Below are 15,670 nucleotides of genomic sequence, written 5' to 3'. Positions count from 1 at the left end.
CGCAACCGTGAACACAGGACTGCTCTCCCTCGGGACCCACCTGCCCGAGCACGTCATCGACAACGCCACGATCGCCGAGTGGACCGGCGCCCCCCAGAGCTGGGTGGAGGAGCGCACCGGCGTCCTCGAACGGCGCTACTGCGCCCCGGGCACCACGACCTCCGAGATCGCCTACCGGGCGGCGGACCACGCACTGGACGGACTGCCGCAGCTGCGGCGGCAGTTGCAGCACATCGTCGTCGCCACCTCCACCCCCGACCAGCCGCAGCCCTCCACCGCGGCCATCCTCCAGGACCGGCTCGGCCTGCCCGGCGTGCCCGCCTTCGACGTCAACGCCGTCTGCTCGGGCTTCCTCTACGGGCTCGCCGTCGCCGACTCCCTGCTGGCGACCCGGACGCCCGGCGGCACCGCGCTGGTGGTGGGCGCCGACATCTACTCCACCCAGATGGACCGCACCGACCGCCGCACGGTCAGCCTCTTCGGCGACGGCGCCGGCGCCGTGGTCCTGGGCCCCGTACCCGAGGGATACGGCATCCGGCACGTCCACCTCGCCGCCGACGGCGCGCACCGCGAGTTCGTCGAGGTCGTGGCCGGCGGCACCCGGCAGCCCGCGGACGCGGCCGCCCGCGAACGCGGCGAGCACCTCTTCCGCATGCGCGGCCGCGACGTGCGCGACTACGTCCTGCGCACCTTCCCGAAGGTCATCTCCGAGGCGCTCGCCGAGAGCGGCCTGCGGATCGAGGACATCGGCCGCTTCGTCTTCCACCAGGCCAACACCCGGCTGATCGAGACCTGCGTGCGGGAGATGGGCATCGACCCCGCCCGGGTCCCGCTCACCGCCCCCTTCCTGGGCAACACCGCGGCCGCCTCCATCCCGCTCACCCTGCACCACGAGCACACCCGCCGGCCCTTCCGGCGCGGCGAGCACCTGCTGCTGGCCGCCGTGGGCGGCGGCATGACCGCGGGCGCCGCAGTCGTCACCTGGTACTGAGCCCACCCACCCCCGGAAGGAGACCAGCGTGCGACTCGCTGGACGAACAGCAGTGATCACCGGCGGCACCCGCGGCCTCGGGCGCGCCATCGCCGAGCGGTACCTGGCCGAGGGCGCCAACGTGGTGGCCGCGGCCCGGAGCCCCTACGACTTCAAGGAGGTGCTGGACCTCCACCCCGACCGGGCCCGCCTGGAGAGCGTGGACGTCACCTCCGCCGACTCGCTCGGCGCCCTGATGGCCTCGGCCCGCGACTGCTTCGGCTCCGTCGACGTGGTCGTCGCCAACGCCGGCGTCAGCCGGGACGGCCGTGTCGAGCGGCTGTCGGAGGAACACTGGCAGGAGATGGTCGGCACCAACCTCACCGGCACCTTCCTCACCACCCAGGCGGCGGTGCCGTTCCTCAAGGAGCGCGGCGGCCGCATCATCAACGTCTCCTCCAGCATGGCGACGCGGGTCGCGGTGGGCGCCGCCGGATACTGCGCCACCAAGGCCGCCATCGAGATGTTCACCAAGGTCTCGGCGATCGAGCTCGGCCCCAAAGGCATCCTGGTCAACGGCCTGGCCCCGGGCATCATCGACGAGGGCATGGGCCGCGCCCTCAAGAACAACGACAAGGCCTGGGAGGCCTACCGCACCCGCTTCGCCCTCGGCCGGGCCGGGCGCGCCGAGGAGGTCGCCGCCGCCGCGGTCTTCCTCGCCGACGAGGCGAGCTCCTACGTCAACGGCCATGTGCTCGAGGTCAACGGAGGCCTGCTGTGGGCGTGATGGAACAGGAGCCGACGCAGGAGAAGGCCGCACCGGCCGGCGAGGTCCGCCTCGAACTGCTGCCCGGCGCGGTGGCCGTCATCAGGCTCGACCGCCCCCCGCTCAACATCCTCGACCGCGATATGCAGGCGCAGCTGCACCGCGCCGCCGACGAGGCCGCCCGGCGCGACGACGTCCGCGTGGTCGTCCTCCACGGAGGCCCCAAGGCCTTCTCCGCCGGCGCCGACATCCGCGAGATGTCGGGCATGACGCACGCCGAGATGACGCAGCACGCACCCCTGCTGCAAGGGGCGTTCAACGCCGTCGCCGAGATCCCCAAGCCCGTCATCGCGGCCGTCAACGGGCCGGCGCTCGGCGGGGGCTGCGAGCTGGCGCTGACCGCCGACTACCGCATCTGCGGGCGCGAGGCCCGGCTCGGGCTGCCGGAAGTGCTGCTCGGCGTCATGCCGGGTGCGGGCGGCACCCAGCGGCTGCCCCGGCTCGTCGGGCCCGCCCGCGCCAAGGACCTGATGATGACCGGCCGCGCCGTCAGCGCCGCCGAGGCACAGTCGATCGGCCTGGCCGACGAGGTCGTCACGGACTCCAAGGTCCTGGACGCGGCCGTCGCCCGCGCGAGTCGCCTGGCCGCCGGCCCCGCCGTCGCCCTCGGCGCCATCAAAGCGGCCGTCGACCAGGGCGGCACCAGCGACCTGGCCACCGGCCTGGGCCTGGAGACCCGGCTCTTCGCCGGCCTGTTCGCCACCGAGGACCGCGCCGCGGGCATGCGCGGCTTCCTCTGCAGCGGACCCGGCCAGGCGGAGTTCACCGGCCGGTGAACCGCACGGTGAATTCGCTGAGATCCGCGCCGTGAACACTGCCCGCCCCACTACCAAAGCGACAAGGAGCCACGAGGTGACGACCAGCACCACCACCCCGCACCCGGCCGCCGCCGGAGCCAGGCCCATCACTCTGGTCGACGGCTACGTACCCGTCATCGACGTCTCCGGCGCCCGCCAGGGCGACCCCGCCCGCCGCCTGCAGGTGGCCAAGGCCATCGGCGAGGTCTGCGAGACCAGCGGCTTCATGGCCATCGTCGGACACGGCGTCCCCCAGACCCGCATCCGCGACGTCTACGAGGCCACCCGCACCTTCTTCGCCCTCCCCGACGCGGTCAAGCAGGGCCTGCTCGCCGACCCGGCCGACCCGCTGATGCGCGGCTTCGGGCACAAGGGCAACCTGGCCGCGGCCAACAGCGGCGTCGACGCCGAACAGGAGCGCCGGCTGGCCGACCTGTCGGAGACGTACACCTACAACCGGCTCGGCGAGACGGGCGCCAGGGGCATCCCCGCCACCGCCCCCGCGGAGCTCCGGCTCCCCAACAAATGGCCGGACCTGCCCGGCTTCCGCGAGGCGTTCACCGCCTACTACACGGCCATGGAGGAACTGGCCCAGGAGCTGATGCGGCTCTTCGCCCTCGCCCTGGACCTCCCCGAGCACTGGTTCGACGACAAGATCGACCAGCACATGACCAACCTGACCGCCAACTACTACCCCGGCCAGGAGAACCCGCCCGAGCCCGGACAGCTGCGCAAGGGCGTCCACAGCGACTGGGGCAGCCTCACCATCCTCTACCAGGACGGTGCCCCCGGCGGCCTCCAGGTCCTCGACAAGGGCGGCGAGTGGGTGGACGTCCCCGCCATCAACGGCTCGTTCGTCATCAACATCGGCGACCTGATGGCCTTCTGGACCAACTACCGCTGGGTCAGCACCGTCCACCGCGTGGTCAACCCCCCGCGCGACGTGGCCACCCGCAAGCGCTACTCGGTGCCCTTCTTCCTCCAGCCCAACTACGACGCACCCATCGAGTGCATCCCCACCTGCACCGGCCCCGGCAACCCGCCCCGGCACCCGGCCACCACCTCCGGGGCCTACCTCACCGGCAAGCTCAGCGCCGCGTACGGGATATGAGCACCGAGCCGTTACGCGGCAGGGCCCGCAGCCCGGCCATCGCCGCCGCCACCGCGGCGGGCGCCGTCCTCGCCCTCCAGGCGTGGATCAACGGCCGGCTGGGCGAGGCGCTGGACGACGGGGTGGCCGCGGCCACCGTCTCCGACGGACTCAGCTTCGTCCTGCTGGCGGCCCTCTGCCCCTTCCTGCCGGAATTCAGGCGCGGCACCGGCCGACTGGCCCGCCGCACCCGGGGCGGCACCCCCGCCCTGCGGCCCTGGCACTTCCTCGGCGGCATCGTCGGCGGCGTGGTGGTGCTCTCCCAGGCCACCAGCACCGCGGCCCTGGGCACCGCCCTCTACACCGTCGCCCTGGTGGCGGGGCAGACCCTCAGCGGACTGTGCGTGGACCACCGCGGCATCGGCCCCGGCGCGGCCACCCCGGTCGACGCCCGGCGGCTGACCGGAGCCGCGGTGGCCCTGGCCGCCGTGACCGTACCGCTCCTCGGCTCCCTCACCGCCGAGACGATCTGGCTGGCGCTCCTGCCGTTCGCCGCGGGCATCGGCCTGTCCTGGCAGATGGCCGTGAACGGCAGGCTCAACGCCGTCGCCGGCTCCCCCTACCCGTCCGTGGCGCTCAACTTCCTCCTCGGCGTCCTCGTCGTCAGCGCGGCCATGGGCATCGACCTCGCCCTCACCGGGCCGCCGCGGCACTGGCCGCACGACCCGCTGCTCTACACCGGCGGCCTGCTCGGCGTCGCCTTCGTCCTGGCCTCGGTGCTCCTGGTGCGCCACATCGGTGTCCTGGTGATGGGCCTGGCCATGGTCGGCGGCCAGACCGTCGGCTCGCTCGTCATCGACCTCGCGGCCGGCGGCGGCAGGCCGACGGGCCTCACCACGCTGCTGTCCTCGGCCGCGATCGTCGTCGCCGCCGTCCTCGCCTCCCGCCCCGGAGCCCGGCCGGCCACCACCCCCTCCGAACCTTCCGAACTTTCCGACCAGCACACTCCCGTACCCGAAAGGCAGTGGACATGACCATCCAGCTCACCGAAGAGACCACCGCCGGCACCGCGCTCGGCATCGAGCTGCGCAGCGACATCACCGTCGAGCTCGTCGACCACAGCGCGAGCGACCTCAGCGTCGTCCGCGCGGCCCGCGTCTCCACCGCGGGCGAGCGCGCCCAGCGCGAGGACAAGGGCGACGGCTACACCGACGGCCTGATCAAGTACCTGATGCGCTGCCGCCACGGCAGCCCCTTCGAGCACAACTACATGACGTTCCTCGTCAGCGCGCCCATCTTCACCGTCCGGCACATGATGCGGCACCGCACCTGGTCCTTCAACGAGGAGAGCGCCCGCTACCGGGAGCTGGAGCCCGTCTTCTACGTGCCCGACGAGCAGCGCCTGCTGCGCCAGGAGGGCAAGCCCGGCCACTACAACTACGTCCCCGGCGGCCCCGGCGACCTGGAGAACGTGGTCACCTCCGCCAGCGAGGTCTACGTCTCCGCCTACCGCGAGTACACCCGCATGCTGGAGGCCGGCATCGCCCGCGAGATCGCCCGCATGGTCCTGCCGGTGGCCACCTACTCCTCGGTGTACGCCACCTGCAACGCCCGCGCCCTGATGCACTTCCTGGGCCTGCGCACCAATCGCCCCGACTCCGCCTACCCCTCCTCCCCGCAGCGGGAGATCGAGCTGGTGGCCGAGGGCATGGAAGCCGAGTTCGCCCGCCTGATGCCCCTCACCCACGCGGCGTTCGAGTCCTACGGGCGCGTCAGCCCGTAGCACCTCCGCGCCCTCCGCGCCTTCCCCGAGCCGCCGCCCGGGAGACAACTCCCCCGAAGCCTCCCGGGCGGCCCCCCACTTCCCTCTTCCGGCACTTCCTCACCAGACAGGTTGGATTCACGTGCGCGTCACCATCTATGCGGGATCGTCGTCCGGCAACCGTCCGGCCTTCGCCCACGAGGCGGCCGCCTTCGCCCGGCAACTGGCCCGTTCCGGAGCGGACATCGTCTACGGAGGCGGAAGCGTGGGCCTCATGGGAGTCGTCGCCGACGCGGCGCTCGAAGCGGGCGGCAAGGTCATCGGGGTCATCCCCACCTCCCTGGCCGACGCCGAGGTCGCCCACACCTCCCTGACCGAACTCCACGTCGTGGACACGATGCAGGAACGCAAGCAGCTCATGGAGAGCCTCGGCGACTGCTTCGTCGCCATGCCCGGCGGCGTCGGCACGCTGGAGGAGACCTTCGAGGTCTGGGCCGCGCTCGTCCTCGGCCACCACTCCAAGCCCGTCACCGTCCTCAACACCGAGAACTACTGGAGCCGGCTGCTCTCCCTGGCCGCCAAGGCCGCCCACTACGGCTTCATGACCCCCCTTGAGAGCGCCTCGCTGGTGCCGGTCCAGGACGCCGGCGAACTGCTCGCGCTGATGGACACCTGGACCCCGCCGCGCCCCCGCTGGCAGCGCCCGGCCGCGGCCGACGCCCTGATGGTCACCGGCTGACGAGGAGAGGACGCCATGGAGGCCATGGAAAAGACCGAGGACTTCACCCCTGAGGCCTGGATCGCACGGGCGGCGGCCCCCGACGCCGACCTCGCCCACCTGCTGTGCGACCGGCACCCGCGCGAGCGCCCCGCCCTGACCGTCGTCCGCGAGAGCGACGGCCGGCTGCACCGGGAGACCCTCACCTACGGCGACCTCGCCGACCGCTCGCAGTACCTCGCCCGAGGCCTGGCCACGCTGGGCATCGGAGCGGGCGACCACGTGGCCACCCTGATGGGCAAGTCGGCCGAACTGGTCGTCACCCTGCTGGCCGTCTGGCGGCTCGGCGCCGTCCACGTACCCCTCTTCACCGCCTTCGCCGCGGAGGCCATCACCGCCCGTACCGCCACGGTCGCGGCGCTCGTCGCCGACGCCCCGCTGACGGCCAAACTGGAGCCCCTGGACGGTCCCTGGACGGTCGTCGTCAACGACACCGCTCCGGCGGCCGCCCCGGCCCGGACCGCAGGACCGACGCTGCGCGAGCTGGAGGCCGCCGGCGCCTGCGGACCACCGCTGCCCCCGGCCCGCCGGGGAGGCGACGCCCCCTTCGTCCACCTCTACACCTCCGGCACCACCGGCGCGCCGAAGGCCGTGCCCGTCCCCGTCCGGGCCGTCGCGGCCTTCGCCTCCTACCAGCACCACGCCCTCGACCACCGGGCCGACGACGTGTTCTGGAACATGAGCGACCCCGGCTGGGGATACGGGCTCTACCAGGCCGTCGTCGGACCGCTCGCCCTCGGCCGGCACACCCTCTTCCTCGCCTCCCGCTTCGACCCGGCCCTCACCCTGCGCGTCCTGCGGGAGCTGCACGTCACCAACTTCGCCGCCGCCCCCACGGTCTACCGGGCCCTGCGCAACCACGACGGGCCCCCGGACCGGCCGGACGCGCTGCGCTGCTGCTCCGCCGCGGGCGAGCCGCTCAACCCGGACCTGCCGCGCTGGGCCGAGGAGCACCTGGGCGCCACCATCCACGACCACTATGGGCAGACGGAACTCGGCATGGTGCTCGGCGCCCCCTGGCACCCTGGGTGGCGCACGCAGCCCGCACCCGGCCGGATGGGGCCCGCGCTGCCCGGCTGGAGCCTGGCCGTGATCGACGAGCACAGCCACGAGGTCCTCGCACCCGGCATGGTCGGCCACCTCGCCGTCGACGTCCCGCGCAGCCCGCTGATGTGGTTCACCCACTACGCCGGACAGCAGGCGCAGGGATCCGGCCGGTTCACGCAGGACGGCCGCTGGTTCCTCACCGGCGACCTGGCGAGCGCCGACGGCCGCGGCCGCTTCGCCTTCGCGGGCCGCGACGACGACGTCATCATCATGGCCGGCTACCGCATCGGCCCGCTGGACGTGGAGAACGTCCTCCTGGAACACCCGGACATCGCCGAAGCGGCCGTCACAGCGGTCGCCGACGACCTGCGCGGCGAGGTCCTGGAGGCGTTCGTCGTCCTGGCCCCCGCCGCGGACCCGGCCACGGACCTGTCCGCGCAACTGCGCGACCACGTCAAGGCCCGGCTCGCCGCCCACCTCTACCCGCGTGCCGTGCACATCCGCCCCTCGCTGCCCAAGACGGAGAGCGGGAAGGTCAAGCGGAAGCAGCTGCGCCACGAGCGGGAGCGGGAACTGGTGCCCGCCCGCTGACCTTCTGCCCGCCTCTCCTTTCAAACCTCGCAACTCCGCTCGCGCGGCCGCCGGTTGCGCGGCAGGATGGGCGGTGCCCGGCAGTGCGGGAGTGGCGAGGGAGGCGGGACATGAGGGGCGGGCTCGTCGGGGTGGCGATGTGGGCCGTGCTGGTGGGAGCGGCCGGACCGGCGGGCGCCGAGGGCCCCGTCGCGTACCGGATGGCACCCGACGCCAAGGAGGTGCGCGGCTCGGGCAGCAGCACCGCCGGCCCCGAACTCGCTCCCGGCACCGGCACCTACACCGACACCCTCCGTCCGGGCGAGAAGCGGTACTACACGGTGGAACTGGACGACCGGTCCAATGCGTACGTGTCGGCGGTCGCCGTGCCGCGGCCCGGGAGCACGATGGGGATGCGGGACGGCATCGAGCTGTCGTTACAGACCCGCGACGGCGTTTCGTGCGGGACCGCGCACCACCGCTCGTTCCTGTCGGTGGGCGGCGCGTACCCGGTGGCCGACTACGCCGAGCGGATCGCCGGGGCGGCGGGCCCGTGCAAGGCGGCGGGCACCTACCGCTTCGCCGTGGAGCGCGGCGAAGCCACGGGAGGCGACCTCTCACCGGTGCCGGTGGAGCTCAAGTACGTGACCGAACAGCCCGGCTCCGCGGGAGGCACATCGCGGCCTCCGTCGGTGGCGAGGGCAGACGGCGAGGGCGTCACGGGCGGCACGGGGTTCAACGACGCGGCGGAGGTCGGCGAGGGCGTCTGGAAGGACGAACTGCGGCCGGGGGAGACCAGGTTCTACAAGGTGGCCGTCGATTCCGGGGAGCAGCTCTTCGCCGACGCGGAGTTCGCGGCCGCCGCGGGCACCCGGTATGTGGTCGGCGGGGTGCGGCTGGGCCTGTCCAATGCCGCGCGCGGCTACGTCATGAACAAGACCGGCGGCTACCAGGGCAAGCCGTCCACGGTGTCCCTGGCCACGCCCCCGGCGGCCTACGGCAGCGCCACTGGTGAAGCTGTGCGGGGCATGCGCATGGCCGGCTGGTACTACCTCCAGGTCAGCGTCAGCGCCAAGGTGCGCGACCCGGCCGTCCCGGTCCGCCTGCGGGTCGATGTGGCGGGCGCCGGGACGGCGGAGCGGGGCGCCCTCGGGGGTACGGACCACGGCGGCACGGGCGGCGAGTCGGTGGCCTCGGCGGGCGGCAGCAGGGGAGACGAACGACTGCGGATCGTCGGCTATGCGGGGGTGGGAACGGGCTCGGCGCTGCTGGTGGGCCTGGGGGCGTGGACGTTGGTGGCGCGGAGGCGGGGGGATTAGCCAGTTCCGCTAGTTAGGCGGGTCCGTGCCCCAGGCCCGCGCGTACGGCCGACGGGCCAGGGAAGTCGGCGGGAACGGCGTCCATGAGGAGTTCGTCGGCGCTTTCGCCGAGCCAGTAGCCGGACTGCCGTAGGCGTCCGGCATGGCGGAACCCGGCCTTCTCGTACGCGACGATCCCCGCACGGTTGGGCTCCAGGACCTTCAACCACACCATCCGCAGGTGGCCGACGTGAAATGCCCAGTCGAGCGTGAGCCGTGTCGCCTCGGCGGCGTAGCCCTTGCCACGCGCCTCCGGAGCGATGACCAGGACGTATTCGGCCGTGCGTACGAACTGGTTGACTGTGAGAACGGTCATGCCGACCGGCGTCATGTCCTCAAGGCGCACCACTTCGAACTGCGGATAGTTGTGGTTGCCGCGCTGACGCTCCCACCCGGACTCACGGACCTCCCACGACTGCGGCCACTGGTTGCCGTAGCCGTGGACGGTGCCCGGGTCGTTCTCCCATCGGTGGTACTCGGGCAGCAGCTCGCGCCGCGGCTGGCCGAGGGCGAGCCGTTCACCGGGCAGAAGGATGTGCGGGGTACTCATGCGGTGGTCCCTTCAATGTCCCGGAACGGGTCCGTCCGGTGTGTAGGTCGGGGTGCACAGGGCCGTATCCGCGGGCTCGTCCACGGGCTGGCCCGCTCGGTCGGCTATCCAGGCGTGCAACCGCCACGGGTCGGCGGCGACTCCATGCCGCCACTCCGCGCGGCGCCCGGCCGCCGATAGCAGGAGGGAGGCGGCGGTGGACTGCTCCAGACAGGCCCAGCGCGCGGGGATCACCGATGACATCCGGCGAACCGCGCGCACGGCGTGCTCGGCCTGGGTGCGGTCGGCCGGAGGAAGAGCGCGACCGTAGCTTGCCAGGCGGATCATGCGGGCGAACCTGCCTCGTCGTGGGCCCACGGCGGCTGCGAGAGCTGTCACCATCACCGCGGGCACCGCGCCCAGGTACCACCGGAGCGGAACCTCCGGCAACGGTGCCAGGACTGTGGGCACTTCGTTCGTCCCCCACGACAGGGCGGTACCGGGATGGTGGACGACCACGGACCCCGACGGCAGCTTAGGCGCCGCCGTGGCCGTCGATCGGAGCTGGACCCGTCCAGTGCGGTAGTCGATGACGATACTCCCGTACGGGGCGACCACCGCGACGATTCGAGGAGTAGTCATCGGACGCCCTCCCCCGGAGTCGGAGACCACTGGACCGTCGGCGCGGTCTCGACCGCTTCCAGCCACGCCTCCGCAGTCAAGGTGGCCAGGACCGGGGGCCATACGGTCTTGGCTCCGAGGGCTGCCGCCTGAAGCGCAGCACGCAGCGGACCGGGGTTGATTAACCCCATGGCGGCGAGACGGCCGTCAGCCAGGGTGAGGAGGCGCTGCAAGTTGACGCGTACGCCCTGGTGGAAGTCCTCGGCAAACACGCCTTTAGTCACCCGTCGACGGTGAAGCTCCGGCAGGAGGTCACCCACTGCGTCGATCAGGACTGGCTTGTACCGGTGAACGGCGAAGCGGTCCCAGGACGGCACGGAGAGCACGGCATCGAGTATGGCTCCGTCGAAGTACGGGTTGTGCAGCTCGATACCGAGCTCCTCGGCCAGCTGACAGTCGGCATACGCGGGCCGGGCCGCTCCTCGAATGCTCGCGATCAGTGCGGCATCGGCGTGGGGAACGTCGGCTGCCTCCCGGTCACCGACAGCGTCGAGGTGCCAGAGTGGCCGTGTCGGCCAGGGCCGCGCGAGCCGAGCGGCGTCGCGGCGGAGCGCGGCTGCGACCAGCGGCCAGGGGCTGACCTTCCGCAGCCGGGCCCATGCCTGGGCGTCGGCCGCCATACGAACGATCCGACCGCGCCAGACCAGGTCGACGAGATGGGTGGGCGGGGGCAGGAACAAGTTGTCACCGCCGTCGCCGGTCAGATGGACGGCCGATCCGGCATTCGCAACCCTTCGCAGCATGTCGGAGAACATCGCCCAGGTCATGGAGGAGGGCGCGGGCTCGTCCGTCGCGGGCAGATGGCCGCCCGCCGGGCTGAAGGGCAGATGGCGAGGCCGCAGGGAAAGCATGGTGCGAGACAGCCCCGGGACGGACAAGGCTCGGGCGTATCGCAGGTCACCGCCGTCAGTGACGTCCACCGGGTGGGCGGTCACACCAAGGACGGGACCGTAGCGGGCTGCGATGACGGCGATGGCGGTGGAGTCCATGCCCGCGAGATCGCAGGAGACGGCTCTGCCCTCCGTTCGAGCCCGGACTCCGTCAAGCAGTGCTTGACGCACCCCTGTGGCGGCATCGCCGCAGCAGCGTTGGCGCGGCGACCACCACGGAGTCACAGTGAGCGTGTGACGTGATGAAACGGACAGTCGGTGCCCTGGTGGAACGGGAACGACTCCTGACCAAGCACTGCGGTGGGGCATCGGGGTGCGCTTGTCCACCAGGTACGACGCCAGCCACTCTTCGTCGACACGGTTGCCAGTCAGGCCGGATAGCGCCCGCGAACTTGAAGCCCACACCACGCCGCCGGCAATCCGCGCGGTAAACAGCGGGCATGCGGACGAGACGTCCGTGACGACTTCCCACTCGCCATCGGCAGTGGTGCGCACCACCGTGTACGAGCCGGCCCATGACCCGCTGGCGGAGGCGAGGTCATCGGCGGCCGAGGCACGGGAGAGTTCGTCCAGCCCGGCGGAGCAGGAGCCGAATACGGCGATACGCCTGCGGGGCCGATCCACCATGCGTACAAGATGATCCGGCCATGGCCCCACGGTCCACAGGGCTGGCTCACGCCACAGCAATCGGGCGCCCAACGGAACGACCGGTTCGCTGCTAGGGGCGCATCCTCCGAACCACCGCATCAGTGCCTCCCGCCGTCAGTGTCCGGGGCGGCGACCCCCTGCCCGGGGGCCGCCGCAGAGTGTTCAGCTGTACGGTTCCTGTTTGCTCTCGACCGACTCGTTCTCGTTGCCCTTCGTCAGTTCGGCCGCGTCGCCGAGGTCGATCACGGTGGGAAGAGCGGGAAGAGCTGGTGCGTCGTGGTGCGTCATCGCGGATTCCTCCTCTCTGCGGAGCGCTGACTCCATCAGAGTGGGGTCCTGCGGGGGTGGACGGGCAGACGTATCGAGGGCCGCGCAAGTCTCTTGCGTGTCCCGCAAGTTCATGGCCATGCCCTGCCGTGCCCGGTATCGCGCGGCTACCGTGGACAAGCCGCCACGGGCGGGACGAGGAGGCTGGATGACCTTCCACGCCACGACTGCGCGCCAGGCCATGGGCAGTTTTGACCTGGGACTGCTGATCCGTAGTCGTCGCCACGCCCGACGTCCCCGCATGACGCAGGCAGCGCTGGGGGCACTGATCGGCTACTCGGAATCGTGGGTCTGCCGCGTCGAGAAGGGGGACCTGGTACCGCCATGGGACACCGTGGCGCGTATTGCGGACGTGCTGGGCATCGCACCAATGGAACTTATGAAGGCTGCTCACCCACCGGAGCGATCCGTAACCCGTGTAGAGGCAACCGGCGATCCGAGGGCCTTCCCGGCCGCTACCGTGACCACAGCGGTGTCCGGCGATCGGGAGGACGGCACGGTGCGACGCAGGCAGTTTCTCGCGGGGGCGGTCGGCATCAGTGCGGCCACCGTCTCCGGCACACCAACCGAGGCTGCCGCGCGAAGGCTCGTGACTGCCGATCCGTCCTCCGCCCTGGAAGCGGCGTTGTTCCAGCCGCCCGGTGCGGCGCCGGTGAGCCTCGCCCTGCTTGGCCCGGCACTCCGTGCCGCCCGCGGCGACTTCCGACGCGCCCGGTACGCGAAGCTCGGTGCAGGGCTGCCCGGGCTCCTTGCCACGGCCGAGGTCACCCGCGACACCCTGGCGGGCCGGGACCGCGAGACGGCGTCCGGCATGGTGGCCCGTGCCTATTCCCTCGCATGCGAACTCGCCATCAAGACGCGCTCCGGAACCGCATGGGTGGCAGCGGACCGTGCTCTGACCGCTGCCCGGGTGTCAGGCCAGGCGGCACCGCTGGGGGAAGCCGCACGGGTCCTTGCGGTCACGATGCGCCAAGCGGGTCGAGCTCATGCCGCACTGGAGGTGCTCTCCGACGCCTGCCGCACACTGGCCGATCTCGATGAGCCACAGGCCCAGGGCACGAGGGCGGCACTGCTGCTTACCGCCGCGTACACGGCGGCGCAGACAGGAGACCGCGGGGGTGCCCTGGACCTGGCCGGAGAGGCGGCGGAAGCCGGCGGCCGACTCGCGTACGGCTCGGAAGCCGACCATTTCACCCTCCAGGCCACGCCCGAGCAGTGCGCGGCGTTCCACATCAGCATCTTCAACGCCCTGGGCACCCCGGACGACGGCGTAGGGTACGCGCGCCGGATCGACCCGGCGGTGTTTCCCACGGCCGAGCGCAGGGCCCGTTTCTGGACCGACACAGCCCGCATGTGGCACCAGATCGGCCGCCCCCAGCAGACGTACGCCGCGTTGCGGGCTATCGAGCAGCAGGCCCCCGAAGAAGCTCGCCGCCCATCGGTCCGGGCGCTCACGGCGGACCTCGTGTACGCACCGGTCAGCTTGCCGGGGCTCAGGGAGTACGCCGTCCGTACCGGAGCGATCCACGGCTGAACCGGGCCCGCATCGCGGGAGCCCGGTGTCAGAGCAGGTGGTCGGCTTTGCCGTCCTTGATGTCGCGGATGAGGGCGCGCAGGGCTTCGCGGGAGTCGGTGAGGTAGTGGTCCTCGGCGCCTGCGACGGCTATGTAGGCGTTGCCAGCTATGTCGGTGCCTATGCGAAAGCAGGCGCTGCCTTCGCCGCAGAAGGGCTCTTCCCAGGTGATGTGCGGCATTTGAGTGCGGCTCCTTACAGTTGACGGGAGATGTCGTGGATGAACTTTCGAGAGTCGTCCGGTTCGAGAGCCAGGCGTTCCAGCCAGTCCAGTTGTCCACGGTACTTGGCCAACTGAGTGTCACCGTATAGAAAATCCGGCCCGTGTGTGCTGTCGATTTGCACAGTGTCGAGCTGGGCCACTTCGGCCTCGGCGTAGACGAGCGTTTGCCCGGCTCCGGGGAAAGCCCCGCTGGCCACCGGTAGGACACGCAGGGTTACGTGACTGAGCTCTGACATGTTGATCAGGTGTTCAAGCTGTGCCCGTGCCACTGACCGTCCACCGAACTGCATGCGCAGTGCTGCCTCGTGGATGATGCCGTAGTACTCCGGGGGGTCCTCTTGCGTGAGAATCCGTTGCCGTTCCAGGCGATGAACCAGACGTAGTTCCAGTTCTTGTTCCGGCAATGGCGGCACCACCGCACCGAAGATCGTGCGTGCGTGGTCCACTGTCTGAAGCAGCCCGGGGATGTGTACTGAGTGAGCGGTCCGCAGGCGCATTGCGTACGCCTCCATCTCCGCGATGTCGAGTAGCCCGCCCGGAAGCACACCCCTGTAGCGCTCCCACCACCCTCTGGTCCTTGACTGCGCCATCTTGGCCAGTGCCTCGACGTAGGAGGCGTCCGAGCACGCGCAGTGGCACGCCCAACTCCTCAGTCGCTCGGGACTGATGGCCCTCATGCCCCTTTCAATGTTGGAGATCTTGCTGCGATCTACGCCAAGCAGCGAGGCGACGGCCTCCGCGCTCACTCCTGCGGCCAGGCGCATCTTGTTCAGCTCGTGACCGAGGCGCCTCTGGTGTTCTGTAGGTGATGTCCTTGGGCCCATGGCCTCTTTCTTATAGGCGGCAGCGAGTGGTTCGCGCCCCGACGGTGTCGGCATTCCCTCGAAAGTGGTCAAGGTGCCGGTGTAGGTGGCCATTTGATCCTGCCGCCGCCTACCTTCAGTGGTGCAAGGCCAAGCGCACGGCGCAGCCGGAAGTGCATCGCGTGGGCATGCCCAGAACCCTCCTGCCCTGGGAGAGGCGTGCCCGCGTCAGGGAGACGAGCCACCGGCGGCCGATCACCTCACCCACCCCCACCACGGGAGCGCCGTATGTCCAGCAGCCGCATCTGCCCGCTCGTCCCCGCCCGCCCGCAGGGCATCACGCACCCCACCCGCAAGCCCGCCGCACTCGCGTACAGCTTCACCGTCCCCGGCGAACCCCGGTCCGCAGCCGTCGCGCGGGACACCGTCCGTACCGCCCTGTACGCCCACGGCCTGGCGGCTCTGGCCGAGCCCGGCACCCTCGTCGCCAGCGAACTCGTCGCGTGCGCAGCACGTTTCGCGCCGGGGGAGGCGCTGTACCTCTCCCTGTCCTGGCGTGACAGCGCCCTGCGGACCGTCCTCTGGGACCCGCATCCCGCCCGGCATCACGACCCCGTGGCCACCGCGATCTGCGCCGCAGGCCGTAAGCGGCTGCTGTTGCTGCTGGCGTGTGTGGTGCGGGAGTGCCGTGGAAAGTGGGGCGTGGGGAAGCCCGTACCGGCCGACGAAGGGACGACGGTGTGGGTCAGCCTGCCGCTCGGGGGAGCGGTGTCGTATACGGAAGCGCGGTGCTGATAG

17 protein-coding genes are annotated in these 15,670 nt (G+C 71.3%); 11 read left to right on the top strand and 6 right to left on the bottom strand.

The annotated features are described in order from the left end of the window. The first annotated feature begins 7 nt into the window (after positions 1-7). The 9 genes from FHS39_RS02910 to FHS39_RS02870 all read left to right on the top strand — a co-directional run bounded on the left by FHS39_RS02910 (position 8) and on the right by FHS39_RS02870 (position 9,159). Positions 8-991 carry a beta-ketoacyl-ACP synthase 3 gene (locus tag FHS39_RS02910; protein WP_184346136.1) on the top strand — a complete coding sequence of 328 codons (984 nt, stop codon included), beginning with the start codon at positions 8-10 and terminating at the stop codon, positions 989-991. A gap of 28 nt (positions 992-1,019) precedes the next feature. Continuing rightward, positions 1,020-1,757, top strand: a complete 738-nt coding sequence (locus tag FHS39_RS02905) for an SDR family oxidoreductase (RefSeq protein WP_184346135.1) — start codon at positions 1,020-1,022, stop codon at positions 1,755-1,757. Then, the gene (locus FHS39_RS02900) at positions 1,757-2,572 is read left to right on the top strand and encodes an enoyl-CoA hydratase/isomerase family protein (protein WP_184346134.1); all 816 of its coding nucleotides are present in this window, start codon (positions 1,757-1,759) and stop codon (positions 2,570-2,572) included. The genes FHS39_RS02905 and FHS39_RS02900 overlap by 1 nt, the downstream gene beginning before the upstream one ends. Positions 2,573-2,648: 76 nt before the next feature. Beyond that, positions 2,649-3,704, top strand: a complete 1,056-nt coding sequence (locus tag FHS39_RS02895; RefSeq protein WP_343069324.1) for an isopenicillin N synthase family dioxygenase — start codon at positions 2,649-2,651, stop codon at positions 3,702-3,704. Beyond that, positions 3,701-4,717, top strand: coding sequence for a DMT family transporter (locus FHS39_RS02890; RefSeq protein WP_184346133.1), 1,017 nt, complete (start codon positions 3,701-3,703; stop codon positions 4,715-4,717). Before FHS39_RS02895 ends, FHS39_RS02890 begins: the two co-directional genes overlap by 4 nt. Further along, entirely contained in the window at positions 4,714-5,466 is a 753-nt protein-coding gene (thyX, locus tag FHS39_RS02885; RefSeq protein ID WP_184346132.1) for an FAD-dependent thymidylate synthase, read from the top strand. Before FHS39_RS02890 ends, thyX begins: the two co-directional genes overlap by 4 nt. A gap of 121 nt (positions 5,467-5,587) precedes the next feature. Then, positions 5,588-6,184: a TIGR00730 family Rossman fold protein gene (locus tag FHS39_RS02880; RefSeq protein ID WP_184346131.1), complete on the top strand. Its 597-nt coding sequence runs from the start codon at positions 5,588-5,590 to the stop codon at positions 6,182-6,184. A 15-nt stretch (positions 6,185-6,199) separates the two neighbouring features. Then, positions 6,200-7,861 (top strand): AMP-binding protein, encoded by a 1,662-nt coding sequence (locus tag FHS39_RS02875; protein ID WP_246469768.1) that lies wholly within the window; start codon positions 6,200-6,202, stop codon positions 7,859-7,861. 110 nt (positions 7,862-7,971) lie between these two features. Further along, positions 7,972-9,159, top strand: a complete 1,188-nt coding sequence (locus FHS39_RS02870; protein WP_184346130.1) for a hypothetical protein — start codon at positions 7,972-7,974, stop codon at positions 9,157-9,159. A 13-nt stretch (positions 9,160-9,172) separates the two neighbouring features. Here FHS39_RS02870 and FHS39_RS02865 read toward each other — a convergent pair whose 3' ends face one another. From FHS39_RS02865 to FHS39_RS02850, 4 genes are all read right to left on the bottom strand, one after another. Further along, entirely contained in the window at positions 9,173-9,748 is a 576-nt protein-coding gene (locus FHS39_RS02865) for a GNAT family N-acetyltransferase (RefSeq protein ID WP_184346129.1), read from the bottom strand. Between the two features lie 12 nt (positions 9,749-9,760). Further along, complete coding sequence (locus tag FHS39_RS25635; protein WP_281396763.1) at positions 9,761-10,369, bottom strand: lasso peptide biosynthesis B2 protein; 609 nt, start codon at positions 10,367-10,369, stop codon at positions 9,761-9,763. Next, positions 10,366-12,045: an albusnodin/ikarugamycin family macrolactam cyclase gene (locus FHS39_RS02855; RefSeq protein WP_184346127.1), complete on the bottom strand. Its 1,680-nt coding sequence runs from the start codon at positions 12,043-12,045 to the stop codon at positions 10,366-10,368. Before FHS39_RS02855 ends, FHS39_RS25635 begins: the two co-directional genes overlap by 4 nt. A gap of 63 nt (positions 12,046-12,108) precedes the next feature. Then, positions 12,109-12,234, bottom strand: a complete 126-nt coding sequence (locus FHS39_RS02850) for an albusnodin family lasso peptide (RefSeq protein ID WP_184346126.1) — start codon at positions 12,232-12,234, stop codon at positions 12,109-12,111. 187 nt (positions 12,235-12,421) lie between these two features. Here FHS39_RS02850 and FHS39_RS02845 point away from each other — a divergent pair, with 187 nt between their 5' ends. Continuing rightward, positions 12,422-13,807, top strand: coding sequence for a helix-turn-helix domain-containing protein (locus tag FHS39_RS02845; protein WP_246469766.1), 1,386 nt, complete (start codon positions 12,422-12,424; stop codon positions 13,805-13,807). 28 nt (positions 13,808-13,835) lie between these two features. Here the strand turns inward: FHS39_RS02845 and FHS39_RS02840 are convergent, their stop codons facing one another. Then, positions 13,836-14,027 carry a hypothetical protein gene (locus tag FHS39_RS02840; RefSeq protein ID WP_184346125.1) on the bottom strand — a complete coding sequence of 64 codons (192 nt, stop codon included), beginning with the start codon at positions 14,025-14,027 and terminating at the stop codon, positions 13,836-13,838. 14 nt (positions 14,028-14,041) lie between these two features. Then, on the bottom strand, positions 14,042-14,893 hold the full coding sequence (locus tag FHS39_RS02835) for a helix-turn-helix domain-containing protein (RefSeq protein WP_184346697.1): 852 nt from the start codon (positions 14,891-14,893) through the stop codon (positions 14,042-14,044). A 267-nt stretch (positions 14,894-15,160) separates the two neighbouring features. On the opposite strand from FHS39_RS02835, the gene FHS39_RS02830 reads away from it, so the two are divergent. Beyond that, positions 15,161-15,667: an ATP-binding protein gene (locus tag FHS39_RS02830; protein ID WP_184346124.1), complete on the top strand. Its 507-nt coding sequence runs from the start codon at positions 15,161-15,163 to the stop codon at positions 15,665-15,667. Positions 15,668-15,670 lie beyond the last annotated feature (3 nt).

Origin of the sequence: Streptomyces olivoverticillatus, assembly GCF_014203555.1 — a bacterium.
GTDB classification, from domain to species: domain Bacteria; phylum Actinomycetota; class Actinomycetes; order Streptomycetales; family Streptomycetaceae; genus Streptomyces; species Streptomyces olivoverticillatus.
The sequence above is the reverse complement of the archived record's forward strand: the minus strand, read 5'-3'. Positions and strand labels throughout refer to the sequence as shown.

Bases quoted from the DNA above. Each gene is read 5' to 3' on its own strand.
- FHS39_RS02900 (WP_184346134.1), top strand. From the start codon at position 1,757: ATGGAACAGGAGCCGACGCAGGAGAAGGCCGCACCGGCCGGCGAGGTC.
- FHS39_RS02890 (WP_184346133.1), top strand. From the start codon at position 3,701: ATGAGCACCGAGCCGTTACGCGGCAGGGCCCGCAGCCCGGCCATCGCC.
- thyX (WP_184346132.1), top strand. From the start codon at position 4,714: ATGACCATCCAGCTCACCGAAGAGACCACCGCCGGCACCGCGCTCGGC.
- FHS39_RS02875 (WP_246469768.1), top strand. From the start codon at position 6,200: ATGGAGGCCATGGAAAAGACCGAGGACTTCACCCCTGAGGCCTGGATC.
- FHS39_RS02870 (WP_184346130.1), top strand. From the start codon at position 7,972: ATGAGGGGCGGGCTCGTCGGGGTGGCGATGTGGGCCGTGCTGGTGGGA.
- FHS39_RS02865 (WP_184346129.1), bottom strand. From the start codon at position 9,748: ATGAGTACCCCGCACATCCTTCTGCCCGGTGAACGGCTCGCCCTCGGC.
- FHS39_RS25635 (WP_281396763.1), bottom strand. From the start codon at position 10,369: ATGACTACTCCTCGAATCGTCGCGGTGGTCGCCCCGTACGGGAGTATC.
- FHS39_RS02855 (WP_184346127.1), bottom strand. From the start codon at position 12,045: ATGCGGTGGTTCGGAGGATGCGCCCCTAGCAGCGAACCGGTCGTTCCG.
- FHS39_RS02850 (WP_184346126.1), bottom strand. From the start codon at position 12,234: ATGACGCACCACGACGCACCAGCTCTTCCCGCTCTTCCCACCGTGATC.
- FHS39_RS02845 (WP_246469766.1), top strand. From the start codon at position 12,422: ATGACCTTCCACGCCACGACTGCGCGCCAGGCCATGGGCAGTTTTGAC.
- FHS39_RS02840 (WP_184346125.1), bottom strand. From the start codon at position 14,027: ATGCCGCACATCACCTGGGAAGAGCCCTTCTGCGGCGAAGGCAGCGCC.
- FHS39_RS02835 (WP_184346697.1), bottom strand. From the start codon at position 14,893: ATGGGCCCAAGGACATCACCTACAGAACACCAGAGGCGCCTCGGTCAC.
- FHS39_RS02830 (WP_184346124.1), top strand. From the start codon at position 15,161: ATGTCCAGCAGCCGCATCTGCCCGCTCGTCCCCGCCCGCCCGCAGGGC.